We start from the raw sequence: 16,637 nt of genomic DNA, 5'->3' as shown, positions 1-16,637 counted from the left end.
CAGGCACCACGGCTTCGATGCGTTTCAGGCCTGCGTCGCAGGCCGGATCACCCCACCACCCGCCACGGCAGCGCCTCGCCCGAGCGCAGCGGCTTGAGTTGGGCTTCGCCGAACGCGTAGCTGTCCGGCGGCGTCCACGATTCGCGGCGCAGGGTGATCGTGCCCTGGTTGCGCGGCAGGCCGTAAAACGCGGGGCCGTGGAAGCTGGCGAAACCCTCCAGCTTGTCCAGCGCGCCCGCGTTGTCGAACGCTTCGGCATACATCTCGATGGCCGCATGGGCGGTGTAGCAGCCGGCGCAACCGCTGGCGTGCTCCTTCAGGTGGGCAGGGTGCGGTGCGCTGTCGGTGCCCAGGAAGAACCTGTCGCTGCCGCTGATGGCCGCTTCCACCAGCGCCACGCGGTGCGTCTCGCGTTTGAGCACGGGCAGGCAGTAGTAGTGGGGGCGGATGCCGCCGGTGAAGATCGCGTTGCGGTTGTAGAGCAGGTGGTGCGCCGTGATGGTGGCCGCAGTGAAGCGATCGGCCTGCTGCACATACTGCGCGGCGTCTTTGGTGGTGATGTGCTCGAAGACGATCTTCAGTTCCGGGAAGTCGCGGCGCAGCGGGATGAGCTGCTGCTCGATGAACACGGCCTCGCGGTCGAACAGGTCGATGTCGCTGCTGGTCACTTCACCATGCACCAGCAAGAGCAGGCCGGCCTTCTGCATGGCTTCCAGCGTCTTGTAGGTTTTGCGGAGATCGGTCACGCCGGCATCGCTGTTGGTGGTGGCTCCGGCGGGGTAGAGCTTGAGCGCGACCACGCCGGCTTCCTTGGCGCGCACGATTTCCTCGGGCGCCAGGTTGTCGGTGAGGTACAGCGTCATCAGCGGCTCAAAGCTGGCGCCTTGCGGCACGGCGGCCTGGATGCGGGCCTTGTATGCCGTGGCCTGCTCCGCGGTGGTCACGGGCGGGCGCAGGTTGGGCATGATGACGGCCCGCCCGAACTGGGCCGCGGTGTGCGGCACGACGGTAAGCAGCGCTTCGCCGTCGCGCACGTGCAGGTGCCAGTCGTCTGGGCGGGTGATCGTGAGGGTGTCGGGGGAGTGGGCAGCGGTCATGGGCGCCATTCTCCCATCGCACCGGCCCATGAAAAAACCCTGTCCACCGGTGAGGGCGGACAGGGTAAACCCCAAAAACTTGGGGCGAGGGGGTTGCTGGGTAGGGCTCGAGTCAGCAGCCCGAAGGCCGGCTGCCGCGCATCGGCATGATGCCCGAGACGGTGATGCGGTCGCCCGAGCCGTCGGTGGCGGTGAGCGTCTTGTTCAGGATGCGCACCCGGTCGGAGTCGCGCGAGACGGTGGTGTCGCTCCAGTCGGGCGCGCTGAATTCGCGCTGCGAGAACGTCAGGAACGCCACGTACAGGTTGCCGGCATTGGGCTCGTACCGCACATCGCCGGAGGCCTGGTCGCTGGAGCCGACCTTCTTGGCGCCGTCGAAGCGGAAGCTGCACACCTCGGGCGAGGAACCCACGGGGTTCTTCTTTTCCACGTCGGTCAGGTTGATGGTGCCGTCGCCATACACGCCGTTCAAGCCCGAGACCGTCGCGTTGCTCACGGTGAGCACGCCAGGCTGGTCGCTCGGGGTCGGATCATCGTCATTGCCCCCGCCACAGGCGGTGAGCAGCACGGCGGTGCAGGCGACGGCGGAACAGGTCTTCAAAAAAGCATTCATGGTGCGAGCCAAGCGAATCGTGTGAAAGGGGATGAAGCAGCCCGGCGGTGTCCGCCAGCTTTGCAACGAGCACCGATCCTAGGAAGGGCCTGCAGCGTGTTTTGTGGGCGGTTGGCAGCGTCGCCCGTAGGACAGATTCTTGGCAACCTGACACTGCTCGGCCGTTCAGAAGGCGCAGGCTGAGCGGTCGTTTGCCCATGGGCCGGCACGCAGCAGGAAGGCCGACCGACCCTTCTTGCTAGACCGTAGCGAGCGGAAACCGCACCGTGAAACGGGAGCCGCCCTCTGGCCGGTTCTCCACATCCACCGTGCCGCCCTGCCGCACCACCAGCGCATGGACGATGGACAGGCCCAGCCCGGAGCCTTCGCCCCCATGCCCCGGCGCATGCGGGAAGCGGCGGAAAGGCCGGGCCAGCATTTCAGAGGGCAGGCCGGCGCCGGCGTCGCTCACCTGGAGCACCACCCCCGCCGAGGTCGCCTCGACCGCCACGCCGAGCCAGCCTCCGTCGCCCGCGTGCCGCAGCGCGTTTTCGACCAGATTGAACAGCACTTGCCGCAGGCGGTCGGGATCGGCGTTGACCAGGGCCTCGCGCGGCGTGGGCGGTACCTGCAGGTCGAGCACCACGCCGTGTTCAGCGATGCGGCTGGCATGGCTGACCAGCGCCTCGCGCACGAGTTCGGCCAGGTCCTGCGGCACCATCTTGAGCGAAAGCTGGCCCGCCTCGGCCATGGAGAGGGTGTGCAGATCGCCGACCAGCCGCCCCAGGTATTCGACCTGTTCGAGCAGCGCGCGCGACTCGGCGGCATCGGCCTCGATCACACCATCGCAGATCGCATGCAGGCGGGCGCGCAGCACGGTCAGGGGCGTGCGCAGTTCGTGCGAGATGGATGCGGCCGTGGCGCGGCGCTCGCGCGCCATGTCCTCCAGGGCATCGGTCATCTGGTTGAAGTGGCCCACCATCTCGGCCATCTCGCCCTTGTAGCGCCCCGGGCGGGCACGCACGGTGAAGTCGCCCATGGCCACGCGCGTGGCCGCTTCCGCCATGGAGGCCACGGGCTGCGTGACCAGGCGCGACACCCAAAAGCCCACCGCCAGCCCGAAGGGCAGGCACACCACCAGCCCGACGACCAGCGACCACTTCTCGCCGAACAGCAGGTCGCCGCGCCAGTACTGGCCGTAGATCGCCATGGCTTTCGGGCTGTCTTCCTGGTCGTTGTCGTTGAGCTCGTCCAGCTCGTGCTGCACGCTGGAGGGCAGGCTGCGGTAGAAGTCGCGGTACTGGATTTCGGAGAACACCGCCACGCTGGCGGCCAGCAGGCCCATGGTGGCGAGCAGCGTCCCGGCGATGTACAGCCCGAAACGGACCCAGATGCGATCAAGGATGGAGCCTTGCATGGCGCGGCGCAGGGGTCAGCCTTCGTGGGATTCGCCGGGCCACAGCCGGTAGCCGATGCCCCGCACCGTCTCGATGAGCTCGCCCTGCCCCGCCTGCTGCAGCTTGCGCCGCAGTTTGGACAAGTGCGAGTCGATCACCCGGTCGAGCGCATCGCTCTCGGGTAGGCAGTTTTCGATCAGGTGGCCACGCGAGAAGCAGCGCTTGGGCTGCGCCGCCAGGCAGGCCAGCAGCCGGAACTCGGTCAGCGTGAGCGGCAGCGGCACGGCGCGGCCGTCTTCACCATAGGCCAGCGCGGCATGCGCCTGCTGGTCGATCTCGATGCGGCCCACGCGGATCGGCGTGGCCGTGGGCGCCTCTTGCGAGCGGGTGCGGCGCAGCACGGCGCGCACGCGGGCCACCACCTCCGGGGGGCTGAACGGCTTCACGACATAGTCGTCGGCGCCCAGGCGCAGACCGAGCAGCTTGTCGATGTCGTCCGCCAGGGCGGTGACCATGATGACTGGGGTCTGCCCCTCTTCGCGGATGGCGCGCAGCACGTCCAGGCCGTCCATGCCGGGCAGGTGTATGTCCAGCAGCACCATGTCGGGACGCAACTGGCGAAAGAGCCGCAAGGCATCGAGCCCGTTGCCTGCCTGTTGCGCACGCAGGCCGTCGCGCTGCAGGTAGGCCGTGAGGATGCTGGCGATCCCAGGTTCGTCCTCGACCACGAGGACAAGCGGACCGGGCAAGGGAGCGGGACTGTTCATGGCAGCAGGGGCAAAGGCGACAGCCGAAGGTCCCGAAGGGGCCGAGGGCGGCACATCGCGGGGCAATTATCCATGCGCGGCCGTCTGCGCAGGGGCGCATTCGTCTCCACGTTTTCTCCACACGGTATTCACGGCTGCGCGATTTTTGGGAGGCCCAATGCCTGCACCAAGCGCACCCTGACGCCCCTCCCATTCCTTCCTTGCCTGACCGCGTGAACCGCTCCCTCCGCCTCCTGCCGTGCGCTGCCCTGTCGTTCTTGATGGCCGGGTGCGCGGCGCTGGGGGGCACCGATGCCCCTTCGCTGCAGGGCGTGGCCCCGGTGTCCACCACCTGGAACCAGCCGGTTCCGGCCGGTGCAGCGCCCGCCGACCTGAGGACCTGGTGGAAGGCCCTCGGCGATCCGGCGCTCGATGCGCTGGTGGAAGAGGCGCTGGCCCGCAACCTCGATCTGGCACAGGCGGCCAGCCGGCTGCGCGAAGCGCGGCTGCAATCGGGCCGCGCGGCCTTGCAGTTCCGCCCTTCGCTCAGCGCCAGCGCACGGTCGCTGCAGGACATTTCCGCCACCGACACGTACTTTCACGCCAGCATCGACATGGTGTGGGAACTGGGCCTGTTCGGCGCCGCCCAAAGCACGCGCCAGGCCGGTGAAGCCGAGCTGGACGCCGCCGGCGCCGATGCGCAGGGCGTTCGCGTCGCGGTCATCGCCGACGTGGTGCGCAACTACCTCGACCTGCGGGCCGCGGGCCGGCAGGTGCAGTGGCTGACCGAAATGGCGGCGCTGGATGAACGCAGCGCGGCCTTGGCCGAGGTGCGCCTGCGCACGCGCCTTGGCCCGGCGGACGACATCGCGCAAGCCCGCGTGCGGGCTGCCCAAACCCGCGCAGCGCAAACCATACCGCGCGAAGCCGGAGCCCGCGCCGCCCAGGCCCTGGCCGTGCTGCTGGGCCGCACCTCGCCCGATCCCGCGTGGAGCGCAGCGCGGCCCGGCAACACGGAACCCACGCTCCCGGCCTTCGCACTGGCCGAACTGCCGGCCGACCTGCTGCGCACCCGGCCCGACGTGCACGCCGCCGAAGCCGAAGTCCACAAGGCCGCTGCCGCACTGGGCCTGGCGCGCTCCGAGCTGTATCCGCGCATCGCGCTCATGGGCTCGCTGCTGTACTCGTACAACATCACCCAGCATTTCCGCACACGCAGCGAAAACGCGCCCGCGCTCGGTCCCGTCATCGATATTCCGCTCTTCGACTGGGGCCGCCGGCGGATGCAGGTGGATGCCCGCCAGGAAGCGATGAACGCGGCCCTCATCGGCTACCAGCGCGCGGTGAACAACGGCGTGGCCGAAGCCGAAGGCGCGCTCTCTGCCCTGGGCGCGCAGCAGGCGCGGGCCGATGCGCTCGCACAGGCCCTGGGCCTGCTGCAGGAGCGCATCGCCACCGGACAACAACAACGCCGCCTGGGGCTGGCGAGCGAATACGACAGCCTGCCGCAGCGGCGCGCGGCCCTACAGGCAGCTGCGGAGCGCGACACGGCACAGGACGCTAGCGCCCTGGCTTTCGTGGCGCTCTACAAGGCGCTGGGCGGCGCCCCGCTGCCGGCGGCGGACACCACGGCGGGCGCGGCCGCCACCGCCACCGTGGCAGCGAAAGCCGGAGGCGCGCCATGATTCCATTGGCCCGCAAGACGCTGGTCTACGAATGGCGGCGGTTCGTGCCGGCCGTGTTCGCCGTCGGCTTCTCCGGCTTGCTGCTGATGGTGCAGGCGGCGCTGGTGCTGGGCATCTTCGGCAGTGCGGCGGTGTACGTGCGGGCGTCGACGGCCGACCTCTGGGCCGGCTACCCCGGCACGCAGAGCGTGAATTTCGGACGCGCCATCGGCCGCGACGTGGAAAGCCGCGTGCGCATGGACCCCGCCGTCACCGCCGCCGAGTCGTACCTCTGGGTGGATGGCGACTGGCGCAGCGCCCAGCCGGGCGCGGGTGGCGTGTCGGTCTACGTTTCAGGTATTCGCAGCGCGCCGGACGGCATGCTCTTCGCGCGCCTCATCGCTCCATGGCAACGCGAATCGCTGCGCGAGCCGGGCGCGGTGATCGTGGACCGCGCCGACCTGGACACGCTGGGCGTGCAGGTCGGGCAAACCGCCTGGATCAACAGCCGGCCGGTGCGCGTGGCGGCCGCCGTGGACGGGATTCGCGGCCTGGGCGGCGTGAACGTGCTGGCCTCGCTGGACACCGCGCGCGAAATCGCAGGCAACGATGGAACACCCGGCACCACCTACGTGGTGGCACGCACCCGCAGCCCGGCCGATGCCTCCGCGGCCCAGGCGAGGCTGTCGCAGGGCGGCCCCGGCTTCGGCCCGTTTGAAGTGTGGACGGCCACGCAGTTCGCCCGGCGCTCGCAGCTTTACTGGATGTTCGATACGGGTGCCGGCGTGGCCGTGCTGTTCATGGTCATCGTGGTGTGCCTCGTCGGCACCGTGGTCACCAGCCAGTCGCTCATGGGCGTGGTGGCCGGCACGGCGCGCGAATACGCCGTGCTCAACGCCCTGGGCGCCAGCCGCGGGGCCCTGGGCCGGCTCGTGGTGGAGCAGGCCTGCTGGATCGGCGGGCTGGGCCTGCTGCTCGCCGGCGCCACCAGCGCCGCACTGCTCGGGATGGCCGCCGCCTACGGCGTGCCGGTCGCCATGACACCCCGTGTAGCGGCCGCCTGTGCCGTGCTGGTGGGCATCGTGGCCCTGTTCTCGGGATTTTTTGCCATCCGCGGCTTGCTGCGCGCCGACCCGGCTCTGCTTTTGCGATGACCAACGCCACTGCCACCGCCACCGCTGCGGCCCACCGCCTCACCCCCAGCCTGCAGGCCGTGCAGGTGCACAAATCCTTCGTGTCGGGCGTGGTGCGCGTGCAGGTGATCGAAGGCCTCACGCTGGCCGTGTATCCGGCAGAACTCACCCTCATTTCAGGCCCGTCGGGCTGCGGCAAGAGCACGCTGCTGTCGCTGCTGTCCGGCCTGCAGCAGGCCGATGCGGGCCAGGCCATCGCGCTGGGCGAAAATCTCGGTGCCTTGAGCGTTCGCGCTTTGGAGCGCTTTCGACTGCACCACACGGGCTTCGTCTTCCAGGGATTCAACCTCTTTCCCGCGCTGACGGCGCTGGAGCAGGTGCAACTGCCGCTGGGCTACCTGGGGCTGAGCGACCGCGAGAGCGAGCAGCGCGCCCGCCGCGCACTGGACGAAGTGGATCTTTCGCACCGCGCCAACATGCGACCCGCGCAGTTGTCGGGCGGCGAGAAGCAGCGCGTCGCCATCGCGCGGGCCATCGCCAAGGAGCCGCAACTGCTCTTTGCCGACGAACCCACCAGTGCGCTGGACGCCGACAGCGGACAGCGTGTGATCAACATCCTGCACCGCATCGCCCACGTGCACGGCACCACCGTGCTGTGCGTGAGCCATGACCCCCGGCTGGTGCGCCATGCCGACCGGGTGCTGGGCATGGAGGACGGCGCCATCCGCAGCGACTGGCGCCAGCCCGAAGCGCCCCCTACAACGACGATCCCATGATGCGCATTCCCTTCACGCCCCCTTCCCTGCTCAGTCTTCTGCCGGCGCTCGCCGCCGCCTTGATGCTCGTCGCGTGCAACGAAAAGACCGTGCCCTTGTCCGTGGCAACCGCAGCCGAGCCCGCCAGCGCGGGCCAAGTGGCCGTCGCACGGGGCAAGATCGAAGTGCCCGGCGGCTTGCTCGAACTCTCGCCTGCGCAAGAAGGCATGGTCCAGGCCGTGGCCGTGCAGGAAGGTCAGGACGTGCGGCGCGGCCAGCTGCTGCTGCGTCTGGCCGGCGAGGCCACGAACGCCGATGCGGCCGTTGCCGAATCCGAACTGCGCCTGGCCCAGGCCCGCCACCAGGCGCGCGCGCAGCGCCTGCCGTCACTGCGGCGCACTGCCGCGCGGCTGGCCGAAGCCGTGGCGGCCGGTGCTGCGGAGCCCCAGCGTTCCGAGGAGGCCCAGCAGGCCGTGCGCGATGCCGAGTCCGAACTCGCCATCTCCCAGGCCGAGTCCGAGGTAGCACGCAGCCGGCTGGCGCAGGTGCAGGCCCAGCGTTCGAGACTGGAGCTGCATGCGCCCGAAGACGGGACCGTGGTCCGCGTGGGCACCCAGGCGGGCCAGCGTGCGCCGCTGGCGGCCAACGGCAGCGCTGCTGCCATCACGCTGCTGCCGCACCGCACGCTGGTGGTGCGCGCCGAACTCAACGAAAGCTACGCGGCCCAGGTCCATGTGGGCCAGCGCGCTTCGGTCACGAGCGATGGCGACGCCGTCTCCACCGCGCTGCCCCCGGCGCACGTGGTGCGGGTGAGCCCCGTTCTGGGCACCGGACGGCTGCAGGAAGACCTGCAGCGCGGCCCGGTGCGGATCGTCGAATGTGTGTTGGAGTTCGACCAGGCGCCCACGGCGCGCGTCGGACAGAACGTGAGAGTGAGCTTCCATGAATGACGCAAACGGATACCGGCCCCTGATCGACGCCCGCCGCCCCCGGCGCCCGGCCCTCGGCGCCGGATGGATGGTGCAGTGCGATTTCGACGGCACCATCAGCACCGAAGACGTGACCGACTCGCTGCTGCAGCGCTTCGGCCGCGACGGCTGGGAGGCACTGGAAACCGCCTGGGAACGCGGCGAGATCGGCTCGCGCGAGTGCATGGCCGGCCAGGTCGCCCTGCTCGACATGGACCGCGCCGAGCTCGACGCACACTTGGCCACCATCGGCGTGGACCCGTATTTCGGGGCCTTCGTGCGTGCCGCGCGCGAACGCGGCATGCCGGTGCAGGTGGTGAGCGACGGCATCGACTACGCGATTCATGCCGTGCTCGAACGGCATGGCCTGGACGACCTGCCCGTGATCGCTAACCGGCTGGTGCAGACCGGCCCGCGCAGCTGGTCGCTGCAATCGCCCTGGAGCAGCCCCACGTGCGCACGCGCCAGCGGCAACTGCAAGTGCGAGCGGCTGGCGGAGCAGCAGGCCAAGCACGGCCGCGTGCTGTTCGTGGGCGATGGCACTTCCGACTTCTGCGTGTCCGGCAAAGCAGACTTCGTGCTGGCCAAGTACAAGCTCATCCAATACTGCGAACGCCACCGCATCGCCCACGCCCCGTTCAACGATTTCTCGGAGTTCGCAGCCCTGCTGGCGCCCTTGCAGGAAACCGCCGAGGAGCTGACGGCATGAACACCGCCGTAATGTCACGCGAAGCGCTCCCCTCGGCGGACCACGACGCGCCGTCGGCCAGCAGCGCCGACACGCGCCACGAATACCTCCTGCGCGGGCACGGCGCGAACGCCACCACCGGCGTGCTGCTGATCCACGGCCTGACCGGCACCCCCAACGAAATGCGCCTGCTCGCCAAGGGGCTGCACCGCGCCGGGTTCACCGTGTTGGCCGTGCAGCTGGCCGGCCACTGCGGCACGCAGGACGACCTGGTCGCCACGCGCTGGCAGGACTGGCTCGCCAGCGTGCAGCGGGGCGCCGACCGGCTCGCCCAGGCCACGGGCGGCCGCCTGGTGGCGTGCGGCCTGTCGATGGGGGCCGTGCTGGCACTGGCGCTGGCCCAAGACCGCCCCGGCCAGGTCGCTGGCGTGGTGGCGCTGTCGCCCACCTTTCGCTACGACGGCTGGAGCATGCCGGCATACACGCGGCTGTCGTTCCTGCTGCCGCTTTTCCGCGCCCTGGGCATCGGGCGGCGCAGCGTGTTCATGGAGCAGCCGCCCTACGGCATCAAGGATGCCGCCCTGCGCGAGCGCGTGGTGGCGCAGATGCACTCCGGCGACAGCGCCGCCGCCGGCCTGCCGGGCAATCCATGGTGGTCGGTGATCGAAATGCGCGCCCTGGCCGCGCACGTGCTCAGGCGCCTGGGCAGCGTGCGTTCGCCCTGCCTGGTGCTCCATGCGCGCAACGATGACATCGCCTCGGCCGCCAACGCACGGGCCATCGTGCAGGGCGTCCGGCATGCGCCGGTGGAGCTGGTGCTGCTGGACGACAGCTACCACATGATCACCATCGACCGGGAGCGCCGCACCGTCGTGGCCCGCACCGTGGCCTTCGCCGAGCAGATCGCCCGGGGGACCACACCGTGAGCCTGGCCGGCGCCGACAGCGGCATCACGCCCCTGGTGGCCGGGCTCTGGGCGCTGAACATGCTGGTGGACACGGGCGGGCAGTTGGCTTTCAAGGCCGCGGCCACTGCCAACTCTCGCGCCGGCACCGGCCTGGCCCGGTGGGCCTGGATGGCGCGCCGGCCGTGGCTTTGGATCGGCGTGGGCTGCTATGTGGTGGAGTTCCTGGTGTGGCTGGCCTTCCTGTCGCTGGTACCGCTGTCGGATGGCGTACTGCTGGGCTCCATCAACATCGTCGCCGTCATGGTGGCGGGCCGGTGGCTGTTCCGCGAAAATCTCTCGCGCATGCGTGTGGCGGGCATTTTGTTGGTGTCCGCGGGCGTGGCGGTCGTGGGGCTGCACGGATGAAGCGCTTCTATGCACTCGGTTTTTTCGCGCTGGTGGCGTTCGACACGCTCGCGCAGATCAGCTTCAAGCTCGCGGGCGAACACGCCCTGCCGCTGGAGTTTTCGGTGGACTGGCTCGCGCGGGTCTTCGGCCACCCGTGGATCTACGGGGCCTTCGTGGGTTACGTGGGTGCGTTCTTCACCTGGATGACGCTGCTGGAGCACGCTCCCATCGGACCGGCATTCGCCGCGTCGCACCTTGAAGTCGTCACCGTCCTGCTGCTGTCGGCCTTCTTGTTCGCGGAACCCATCGGCTGGCCGCAGGTGGCCGGAGCAGCGCTCATCCTCGCAGGCATCGCCTGCCTGGCGCGCAGCGAGGCCGACACCGAAACGGCAGCGCCTTCCAACGCCCCTCCAAACGCACCGGCCGCCGATGGCGCGTGAAGCCCCGCCCACCGCGGGCCTGCCGCTGGGCGTGGCAGATCTGCTGCCCGGCGGCGATGCCGACCTGGGCGGTGCGCTGGCGCGCTTTCTGAACGTGCCGGCCGTGCAGATCGAATGCTCGGGCACCGCGGCGCTGGTGGTGGCCCTCACCGCGCTGCGCAGCCTGGCCCCCGAGCGCGATGAGGTCGTGGCGCCGGCGTACACCTGCCCGCTTGTGGCTTTGGCGGTGGCGCACTGCGGCCTGAGGCTGCGGCTGTGCGATCTCAGCCTCGACTCGCTCGACCTGGACCTTTCTGAACTCGCCCCCCTGTGCTGCCACCGCACGCTGGCGGTACTGCCCACCCATCTGGCAGGCCGCGTGGTGGACACGGCCAATGTGCGGGCACTGGCCCGTGCGGCCGGCGCCTGGGTGGTCGAAGACGCGGCCCAGGCCCTGGGGGCCCGCGCGGGTGGCGCCAGCGTGGGTGCGGGCAGCGACCTCGCTTTTTTCAGCCTGGCCGTGGGCAAGGGCCTCACCCTGTTCGAAGGGGGCGCGCTCATCACTGCCAATCCGCTGCTGCGGGCCGCGTGCGTGCGCGCCAGCCGCAACAACGTGCCGCGCCATGCGATCTGGGAGCTGCGCCGCTGCGCCGAACTGCTGGCCTACGCCGCGCTCTACCGCCCGTGGGCCCTGCCCTGGGCCTACGGTGCGCCGCTGCGCCGGGCGCTGGCGCGCGGTGACCGGGTGAGCGCGGCGGGAGACGATTTTTCGGCGCGCATTCCGCTGCATCGGGTGGGCCGCTGGCGGCAGTCGGTGGGCGTGCGCGCGCTGGCGCGACTGCCCGAGTGGCTGGCGGCGGGGCAATCGCGGGCCGCGCAACGGGTCGCCCAATTGCGCAGCATTCCCGGGCTGACGGTGGTGGACGACAGCCCTGCCGTGGGCGCGGCCGAAGGCACCTGGCCTTCGTTCCTGGTGCTGCTGCCCGACGCCGCCGCCCGCGAAACGGCGCTGGCCGCGCTCTGGGGCGCAGGTCTGGGCGTGAGCCTGCCGTTCGTGAACGTGCTGCCCGATTACCCCGAGTACGCCGGCCTGGTGGCAGCGGAAGACCGGACCGCAGGGCTGCCCAATGCACGCCGCTTCGCGTCACGGGTGCTGTCCATCAGCAACAGCCCGTGGCTGGACCACGCGGGCTTTGCACAGATCTGCCGCACGCTGGAACAGGCCGCCCGCGACCCGTCCACGCCGCCGCCTGCAGCGCCATCCCAGCCGCCGTTCAGTCCGACGCCCGGTCCAACTGGCCCAGCAGCACGCGGTTGAACGCCGCCTGCGCGGCCTGCCACTGCGGCAAGGCTTCGTCGACCAGTTCGGTCTGCTGGCCGTCGCCCGCGCTCAGCCAGCGCTTCCAGGCCGTGCGGTAGCGGTGCACCGAGACCTCTCCCGTCACGTCGCTGCCCACCAGTTGCCCGCGCAGCGCCGAGATCACCGCGGCGCCATGGTGCGCACCGAGAACGCCCTGATCCCAATTGGTGCGCACGACGGAAGGGTCGAACACATCCTTGTCGATGCTGAGGTACGTGGGCTGGCGGTGGGCCGACAGCAGGCGGTACAGGGTGGCCGCCAGCGCGTCGGCATTGGGCAGGCTGCGAAACCGCGCCTCCAGGCCCAGCCAGCGCGCCCAGTGCGTATTCACCCCCACGCTCCAGTAGGTCAGCCGCCCGGCGCGCAGCGGCGCGAGATAGTTCTCCCACGCATGGCCCAGGCCGATGTCGCCCGAGGTGATGCCGACCACGTGCACGTGCGATACCTGCGGCAGCATCGCCACGCGGCGCACCCATGATCCGCAATGCACCCCGAACGGAAAGCGCATGTTGTCAGGGTGGTTGTCCAGCACGACCACGCGCAGCGGCCGCGCGGCCGTGTAGCCGCGCGCGGCGATGCACCGAGCGATCAATGGCCAGCTGAGATGGTGAAAATCGCCACTGCCCATGAACACGGGGCCATGGCCGGCTGCCGCTGGCAGTTGCGCATCGAGCAGCGCACGAAAGTCCTTCATGCGTCCCAGGCCGCACCCGAACCGCAGCGCCTCGTGCCAGTCGCTGCCCAGGTCGATGCGCAATTCGTCCGGCAGGCGGCCCACGGCGCCATCCAGGTCCAGCACGACCGGTGGCGGTGCGGTCGTCCTCATGCGGCACCCGCCTGATCGCGCCACTGGCGGTCGCTTTCGAAGCGCCCGGCAAAACGCCGCGCCAGGGCCCGCAGAACGGGCTGGCGCACGTACACCGCATGGCGGGTGAAGGTGAAGCGCGCGCCCAGGCTGCGCTTGACCTCGGGGTCGGTCCAGCCGGCGACGTAATGGGTCAGCCCCTGTGCCAGGGCGTATTCGAGGTTTTCCATCCAGCTCACGAAATACAGATTGGCTTCGCGCGCAGCCGGGTAGGCCAGCCCGATGTACTTGTCCACCAGGCGGCCGCCATGCACGTAGCAAAGGTTCCAGCCCAGGAGGTCGCCCGTGCCGGCGTGCCGGTACTCGAAGGCGATGCCGCCGCTGGACGCATCGCGCAGCACGGCCGCGAAGAAATCGCGCGTGAGCCGGTCGAAATGCACCTCGCTTTGCGCATAGACGGCTTCGTACAGCGCGTAATAGGCGTCCACCGCCGCGTCCTGCGCGAACGCCTCGCCCGTGGCTACGTGGCGCACCACCAGGCCATCCCGGCTGCGCAGCTTTCTGCGCAGGTTCTGGCGCCGGCTGGCGGACAGCCGGGCCAGGTACTCGGCGATGCTGGAAAAGTCGATGGGCACATACGCCAGGGCCTGCCCTTCGACCAGCACGAAACCCTGCGCCTCGCAGGCCTGCGCCACCGCCTGGGCATAGGCGTTGTCGGCCTCGGACAGCAGCGGAGACTGCTGCGGCAAATCTTTGATGATGGCCAGCGCAAACCGCCGGCCCGGCCCGGTACGCACGGCCTGCGCCAGGGCTTCGGGCGTGGCGCCGGTGGCCGGCAACGGGGCGTATTCGGTCACCGTCGTGCCCACGAACCCGGTGCGCACGCGCAGCCAGCGGGACCAGCGCGCGTAGAGCGGCAAGCCCCGCACACGCGCCTTCAGTCCCTCGTCCGCCGTGGTCAGCAGATCCAGCGGCGCCGCAAAGGCCGGCACCGGCAGGCCCTGCAGCACGGCGAAACCCTGTGGAGGATGCGCCGCGAAATGCCCGGCCAGCGCCTGCGGCTCGAGCTGGTTGCGCCAGGGCATCAGCTGCGCTTGGCGCGCGTGAGAAGCTGCTCCAGCAGCACCAGGGCCTCGTCGATCTCGGGGCGCGTGATCATGAGCGAAGGCGCCAGCGTGATCACGTTCTTGTAGTAGCCGCCCACATCCAGCACCAGGCCGCGCTTCTGGCCCTTGTATTCCAGATTGCCTTCCAGGCCGATGTCCACCATCTTGTCCAGCAGCGCGCGGTTGGGCGTGAAGCCGTCTTCGGTGCAGATCTCGGCGCGCAGCGCCAGGCCCAGGCCGTCCACGTCGCCGATTTCCTTGTGGCGCTTTTGCAGGTCCCGCAGGCCGTCCAGGAAATAGGCGCCGCTGGCACGCACCTGCGCACCGAAGTCCATCTCGTGCGTCATCTTCATCACCTCCAGGCCGAGCGCGGTGCCCAGCGGGTTGGAGGCGAAAGTGGAGTGCGTCGAGCCCGGCGGGAAGATCGTGGGGTTGATCAGTTCCTCGCGCGCCCACAGGCCCGACAGCGCGTTCAAGCCGTTGGTCAGCGCCTTGGCGAAGACCAGCACGTCGGGCTTCACGCCGAAGTTCTCGACCGACCACAGCGTGCCGGTGCGCCAGAAACCCATCTGGATCTCGTCCACCACCAGCAGCACGCCGTGGTCGTCCAGCACCTTTTTCAGGCCCTTGAAGAAATTGGCCGGGGGCACCACGTAGCCGCCCGTGCCCTGGATGGGCTCGATGTAGAACGCCGCGTACTCGCACTGGCGCGTCTTCGGGTCCCACACGGCGTGGTATTCGTTTTCGAACTTGCGTGCGAATTCCTTGACCAGCGACTCCGAATATTCCTCGGCCGTCATGCCCTTGGGGCGGCGGAAGGGATACGGAAACGGCAGGAACTGCGCGCGGTCGCCGAAGTGGCCGAAGCGGCGGCGGTAGCGGTAGCTCGACGTGATGCTGGAGGCGCCCAGCGTGCGGCCGTGGTAGCCGCCCTCGAACGCGAACATCAGGCTCTTGCCGCCCGTGGCGTTGCGCACCACCTTGAGCGAATCTTCGATGGCCTGCGCGCCGCCCACGTTGAAATGCACGCGGCCCGCGTTGCCCCACTTGGCTTCGGCGTCTTGCGCGATGAACTTGGCCAGCTCGATCTTGGTGGGGTGCAGGTACTGGCTGGCGACCTGCGGCAGCGTCTGCAGCTGGCGGATCATGACCTCTTCCAGCCGCTTGTTCTTGTAGCCGAAGTTCACGGCCGAATACCACATCTGCAGGTCGAGGTACGGCGTGCCTTCGCCGTCGTACATATAGCTGCCTTCGCAGCTGTCGAAGATCTTGGGCGGGTTGACGTAGTGGACGGTGTCGCCGAAGGAACAGTATTTCGCTTCGTCGGCCAGCAGTTGCGCGTTGTCGTTGCTCATGTCGGAAAGGCTCCAGGAGGGGGTTTCATCTGCAGCGCAGTCTGGCCACCCAACCTTGATCGACTATCGAGCTTTTGTGCGCACTTTGTGCAGACGCCGGAAAAACGCAATCCCTCAGGCCACGCCGCCCTGTGGCAACGCGACTTCGGCGTGCCGCAGGTCCACGTGCGCCTGCAGAAAGTCCAGCACGGCGCGCGTGCGCGGCGGCAGCCGATCGGGCCGGCCCATGTAGACGGCGTGGATGGGCTCCAGGTCGCCGGCATTGAACGCCTCCAGCACGGGCACCAGCCGCCCGCTCGCCACGTCGTCCCACGCGTGGTAGAGCGACAGCCGGGCCAGCCCGGCGCCCTCCAGCGCCAGGCGGCGCATCACGTCGCCGTCGTTGACGCGGATGGCGTGGCCGATGTCCACCGCCGTGCGGCGGCCGTCGACCAGAAAAGGCCAGTGGGGAATGGCGCGCGGGTAGTTCCAGCCCAGGCGCACGTGCCCTTCCAGTTCATCGGGGTGCAGCGGCTCGCCGTGGCGCGCCAGGTACTGCGGCGCCGCCACGACGATCTGCCTCGTGTGGCCCAGCAGGCGGGCCACCACGTCCGATGCGGGCAACGCACCCCAGCGGATCGCGATGTCGATGCCCGCGTCCGCCAGGTCCACCACGTGGTCGGTGAAGTACAGATCCAGGCTGAGGCCGGGGTGCAATTCCCGCAGGCGCGGCACCAGCGGCAGCAGCAACACGGCGCCGGTGGACGTGCTGGCGCCGATGCGCACCGTGCCCCGCGGCGCGCTGCGGACCGCCACGTCCGCCTCCAACTCGTTCAGGTCGGCCAGCAGGCGCTTGGCGCCCTGGTAAAGCTGCGTTCCCTCGGCCGTGAGCTGCACGCGCCGCGTGCTGCGCTGCAGGAGTTGCACGCCCAGCCGCGCCTCCAGCCGCGACATCGCCTTGCTCACGGCCGAGGGCGAAACGCCCAGTTGCCGCGCCGCAGCGGACAGGCTGCCGCGCTCGGCCACGAGCACCAGTATTTCCAGTTCGCCGGACCGGTTGGTTTCGGCCATGCCGCCGTCGGGCCTGGGTGGGGAATGAGGCATCGAATGCATCAGCGATGAAGTTGCGATGGAAAGAAGACAAAGCAATGAAAGACTGGAAGACTGCGGATTTGTGCCAGTGGGGCACAAAGGCCTTTCCATTATTCCCGCTACACAAAGATGACGCGCACTGCCACATTCCAGGCATCGATCTACTCCCGTCCCTGCGGACGCTTTT

General features: G+C 69.5%; 17 protein-coding genes. 9 read left to right on the top strand and 8 right to left on the bottom strand.

Annotated elements, in window-relative coordinates; genetic code table 11:
- Positions 1–47: 47 nt before the first annotated feature.
- The 4 genes from pyrC to BLT03_RS20025 all read right to left on the bottom strand — a co-directional run bounded on the left by pyrC (position 48) and on the right by BLT03_RS20025 (position 3,853).
- Positions 48–1,097, bottom strand: a complete 1,050-nt coding sequence (gene pyrC, locus BLT03_RS20040; RefSeq protein WP_092745557.1) for a dihydroorotase — start codon at positions 1,095–1,097, stop codon at positions 48–50.
- A gap of 112 nt (positions 1,098–1,209) precedes the next feature.
- Complete coding sequence (locus tag BLT03_RS20035; protein WP_092745530.1) at positions 1,210–1,710, bottom strand: hypothetical protein; 501 nt, start codon at positions 1,708–1,710, stop codon at positions 1,210–1,212.
- A gap of 238 nt (positions 1,711–1,948) precedes the next feature.
- Positions 1,949–3,106 carry a sensor histidine kinase gene (locus tag BLT03_RS20030; RefSeq protein ID WP_245711476.1) on the bottom strand — a complete coding sequence of 386 codons (1,158 nt, stop codon included), beginning with the start codon at positions 3,104–3,106 and terminating at the stop codon, positions 1,949–1,951.
- A gap of 15 nt (positions 3,107–3,121) precedes the next feature.
- Positions 3,122–3,853, bottom strand: coding sequence for a response regulator (locus tag BLT03_RS20025; protein WP_092745529.1), 732 nt, complete (start codon positions 3,851–3,853; stop codon positions 3,122–3,124).
- A gap of 212 nt (positions 3,854–4,065) precedes the next feature.
- Between BLT03_RS20025 and BLT03_RS20020 the strand changes: the two genes are divergently transcribed.
- From BLT03_RS20020 to BLT03_RS19980, 9 genes are all read left to right on the top strand, one after another.
- On the top strand, positions 4,066–5,517 hold the full coding sequence (locus BLT03_RS20020; RefSeq protein WP_245711475.1) for an efflux transporter outer membrane subunit: 1,452 nt from the start codon (positions 4,066–4,068) through the stop codon (positions 5,515–5,517).
- Complete coding sequence (locus tag BLT03_RS20015; RefSeq protein WP_092745528.1) at positions 5,514–6,650, top strand: ABC transporter permease; 1,137 nt, start codon at positions 5,514–5,516, stop codon at positions 6,648–6,650. The genes BLT03_RS20020 and BLT03_RS20015 overlap by 4 nt, the downstream gene beginning before the upstream one ends.
- Positions 6,647–7,405: an ABC transporter ATP-binding protein gene (locus BLT03_RS20010; protein ID WP_092745527.1), complete on the top strand. Its 759-nt coding sequence runs from the start codon at positions 6,647–6,649 to the stop codon at positions 7,403–7,405. Before BLT03_RS20015 ends, BLT03_RS20010 begins: the two co-directional genes overlap by 4 nt.
- Positions 7,402–8,334, top strand: a complete 933-nt coding sequence (locus BLT03_RS20005) for an HlyD family secretion protein (protein ID WP_092745526.1) — start codon at positions 7,402–7,404, stop codon at positions 8,332–8,334. The genes BLT03_RS20010 and BLT03_RS20005 overlap by 4 nt, the downstream gene beginning before the upstream one ends.
- 67 nt (positions 8,335–8,401) lie before the next feature.
- The gene (locus tag BLT03_RS20000; RefSeq protein WP_175537814.1) at positions 8,402–9,061 is read left to right on the top strand and encodes an MtnX-like HAD-IB family phosphatase; all 660 of its coding nucleotides are present in this window, start codon (positions 8,402–8,404) and stop codon (positions 9,059–9,061) included.
- A gap of 11 nt (positions 9,062–9,072) precedes the next feature.
- Complete coding sequence (locus BLT03_RS19995) at positions 9,073–9,966, top strand: alpha/beta hydrolase (RefSeq protein WP_092745554.1); 894 nt, start codon at positions 9,073–9,075, stop codon at positions 9,964–9,966.
- A 59-nt stretch (positions 9,967–10,025) separates the two neighbouring features.
- On the top strand, positions 10,026–10,352 hold the full coding sequence (locus tag BLT03_RS19990) for an EamA family transporter (protein ID WP_092745553.1): 327 nt from the start codon (positions 10,026–10,028) through the stop codon (positions 10,350–10,352).
- Positions 10,349–10,774 carry a DMT family transporter gene (locus BLT03_RS19985; RefSeq protein WP_092745524.1) on the top strand — a complete coding sequence of 142 codons (426 nt, stop codon included), beginning with the start codon at positions 10,349–10,351 and terminating at the stop codon, positions 10,772–10,774. Before BLT03_RS19990 ends, BLT03_RS19985 begins: the two co-directional genes overlap by 4 nt.
- Positions 10,764–12,071: a DegT/DnrJ/EryC1/StrS family aminotransferase gene (locus tag BLT03_RS19980; RefSeq protein ID WP_092745523.1), complete on the top strand. Its 1,308-nt coding sequence runs from the start codon at positions 10,764–10,766 to the stop codon at positions 12,069–12,071. The genes BLT03_RS19985 and BLT03_RS19980 overlap by 11 nt, the downstream gene beginning before the upstream one ends.
- On the opposite strand, the gene BLT03_RS19975 is transcribed toward BLT03_RS19980, so the two are convergent.
- The 4 genes from BLT03_RS19975 to BLT03_RS19960 form a co-directional block, all read right to left on the bottom strand.
- Positions 12,028–12,939: an arginase family protein gene (locus BLT03_RS19975; protein WP_092745522.1), complete on the bottom strand. Its 912-nt coding sequence runs from the start codon at positions 12,937–12,939 to the stop codon at positions 12,028–12,030. The genes BLT03_RS19980 and BLT03_RS19975 overlap by 44 nt on opposite strands.
- Positions 12,936–14,003, bottom strand: coding sequence for a GNAT family N-acetyltransferase (locus BLT03_RS19970; protein ID WP_092745521.1), 1,068 nt, complete (start codon positions 14,001–14,003; stop codon positions 12,936–12,938). The genes BLT03_RS19975 and BLT03_RS19970 overlap by 4 nt, the downstream gene beginning before the upstream one ends.
- Positions 14,003–15,379, bottom strand: coding sequence for an aspartate aminotransferase family protein (locus tag BLT03_RS19965; RefSeq protein WP_092745520.1), 1,377 nt, complete (start codon positions 15,377–15,379; stop codon positions 14,003–14,005). Before BLT03_RS19965 ends, BLT03_RS19970 begins: the two co-directional genes overlap by 1 nt.
- Positions 15,380–15,493: 114 nt before the next feature.
- Positions 15,494–16,462, bottom strand: a complete 969-nt coding sequence (locus BLT03_RS19960) for a LysR family transcriptional regulator (protein WP_092745552.1) — start codon at positions 16,460–16,462, stop codon at positions 15,494–15,496.
- Between the last annotated feature and the right edge of the window lie 175 nt (positions 16,463–16,637).

This window comes from Paracidovorax valerianellae, assembly GCF_900102625.1.
In the GTDB taxonomy this organism is placed as follows: Bacteria; Pseudomonadota; Gammaproteobacteria; order Burkholderiales; family Burkholderiaceae_C; genus Paracidovorax; species Paracidovorax valerianellae.
Note: the sequence above shows the minus strand (reverse complement) of the source record. Positions and strands in the feature narration are given on the sequence as shown.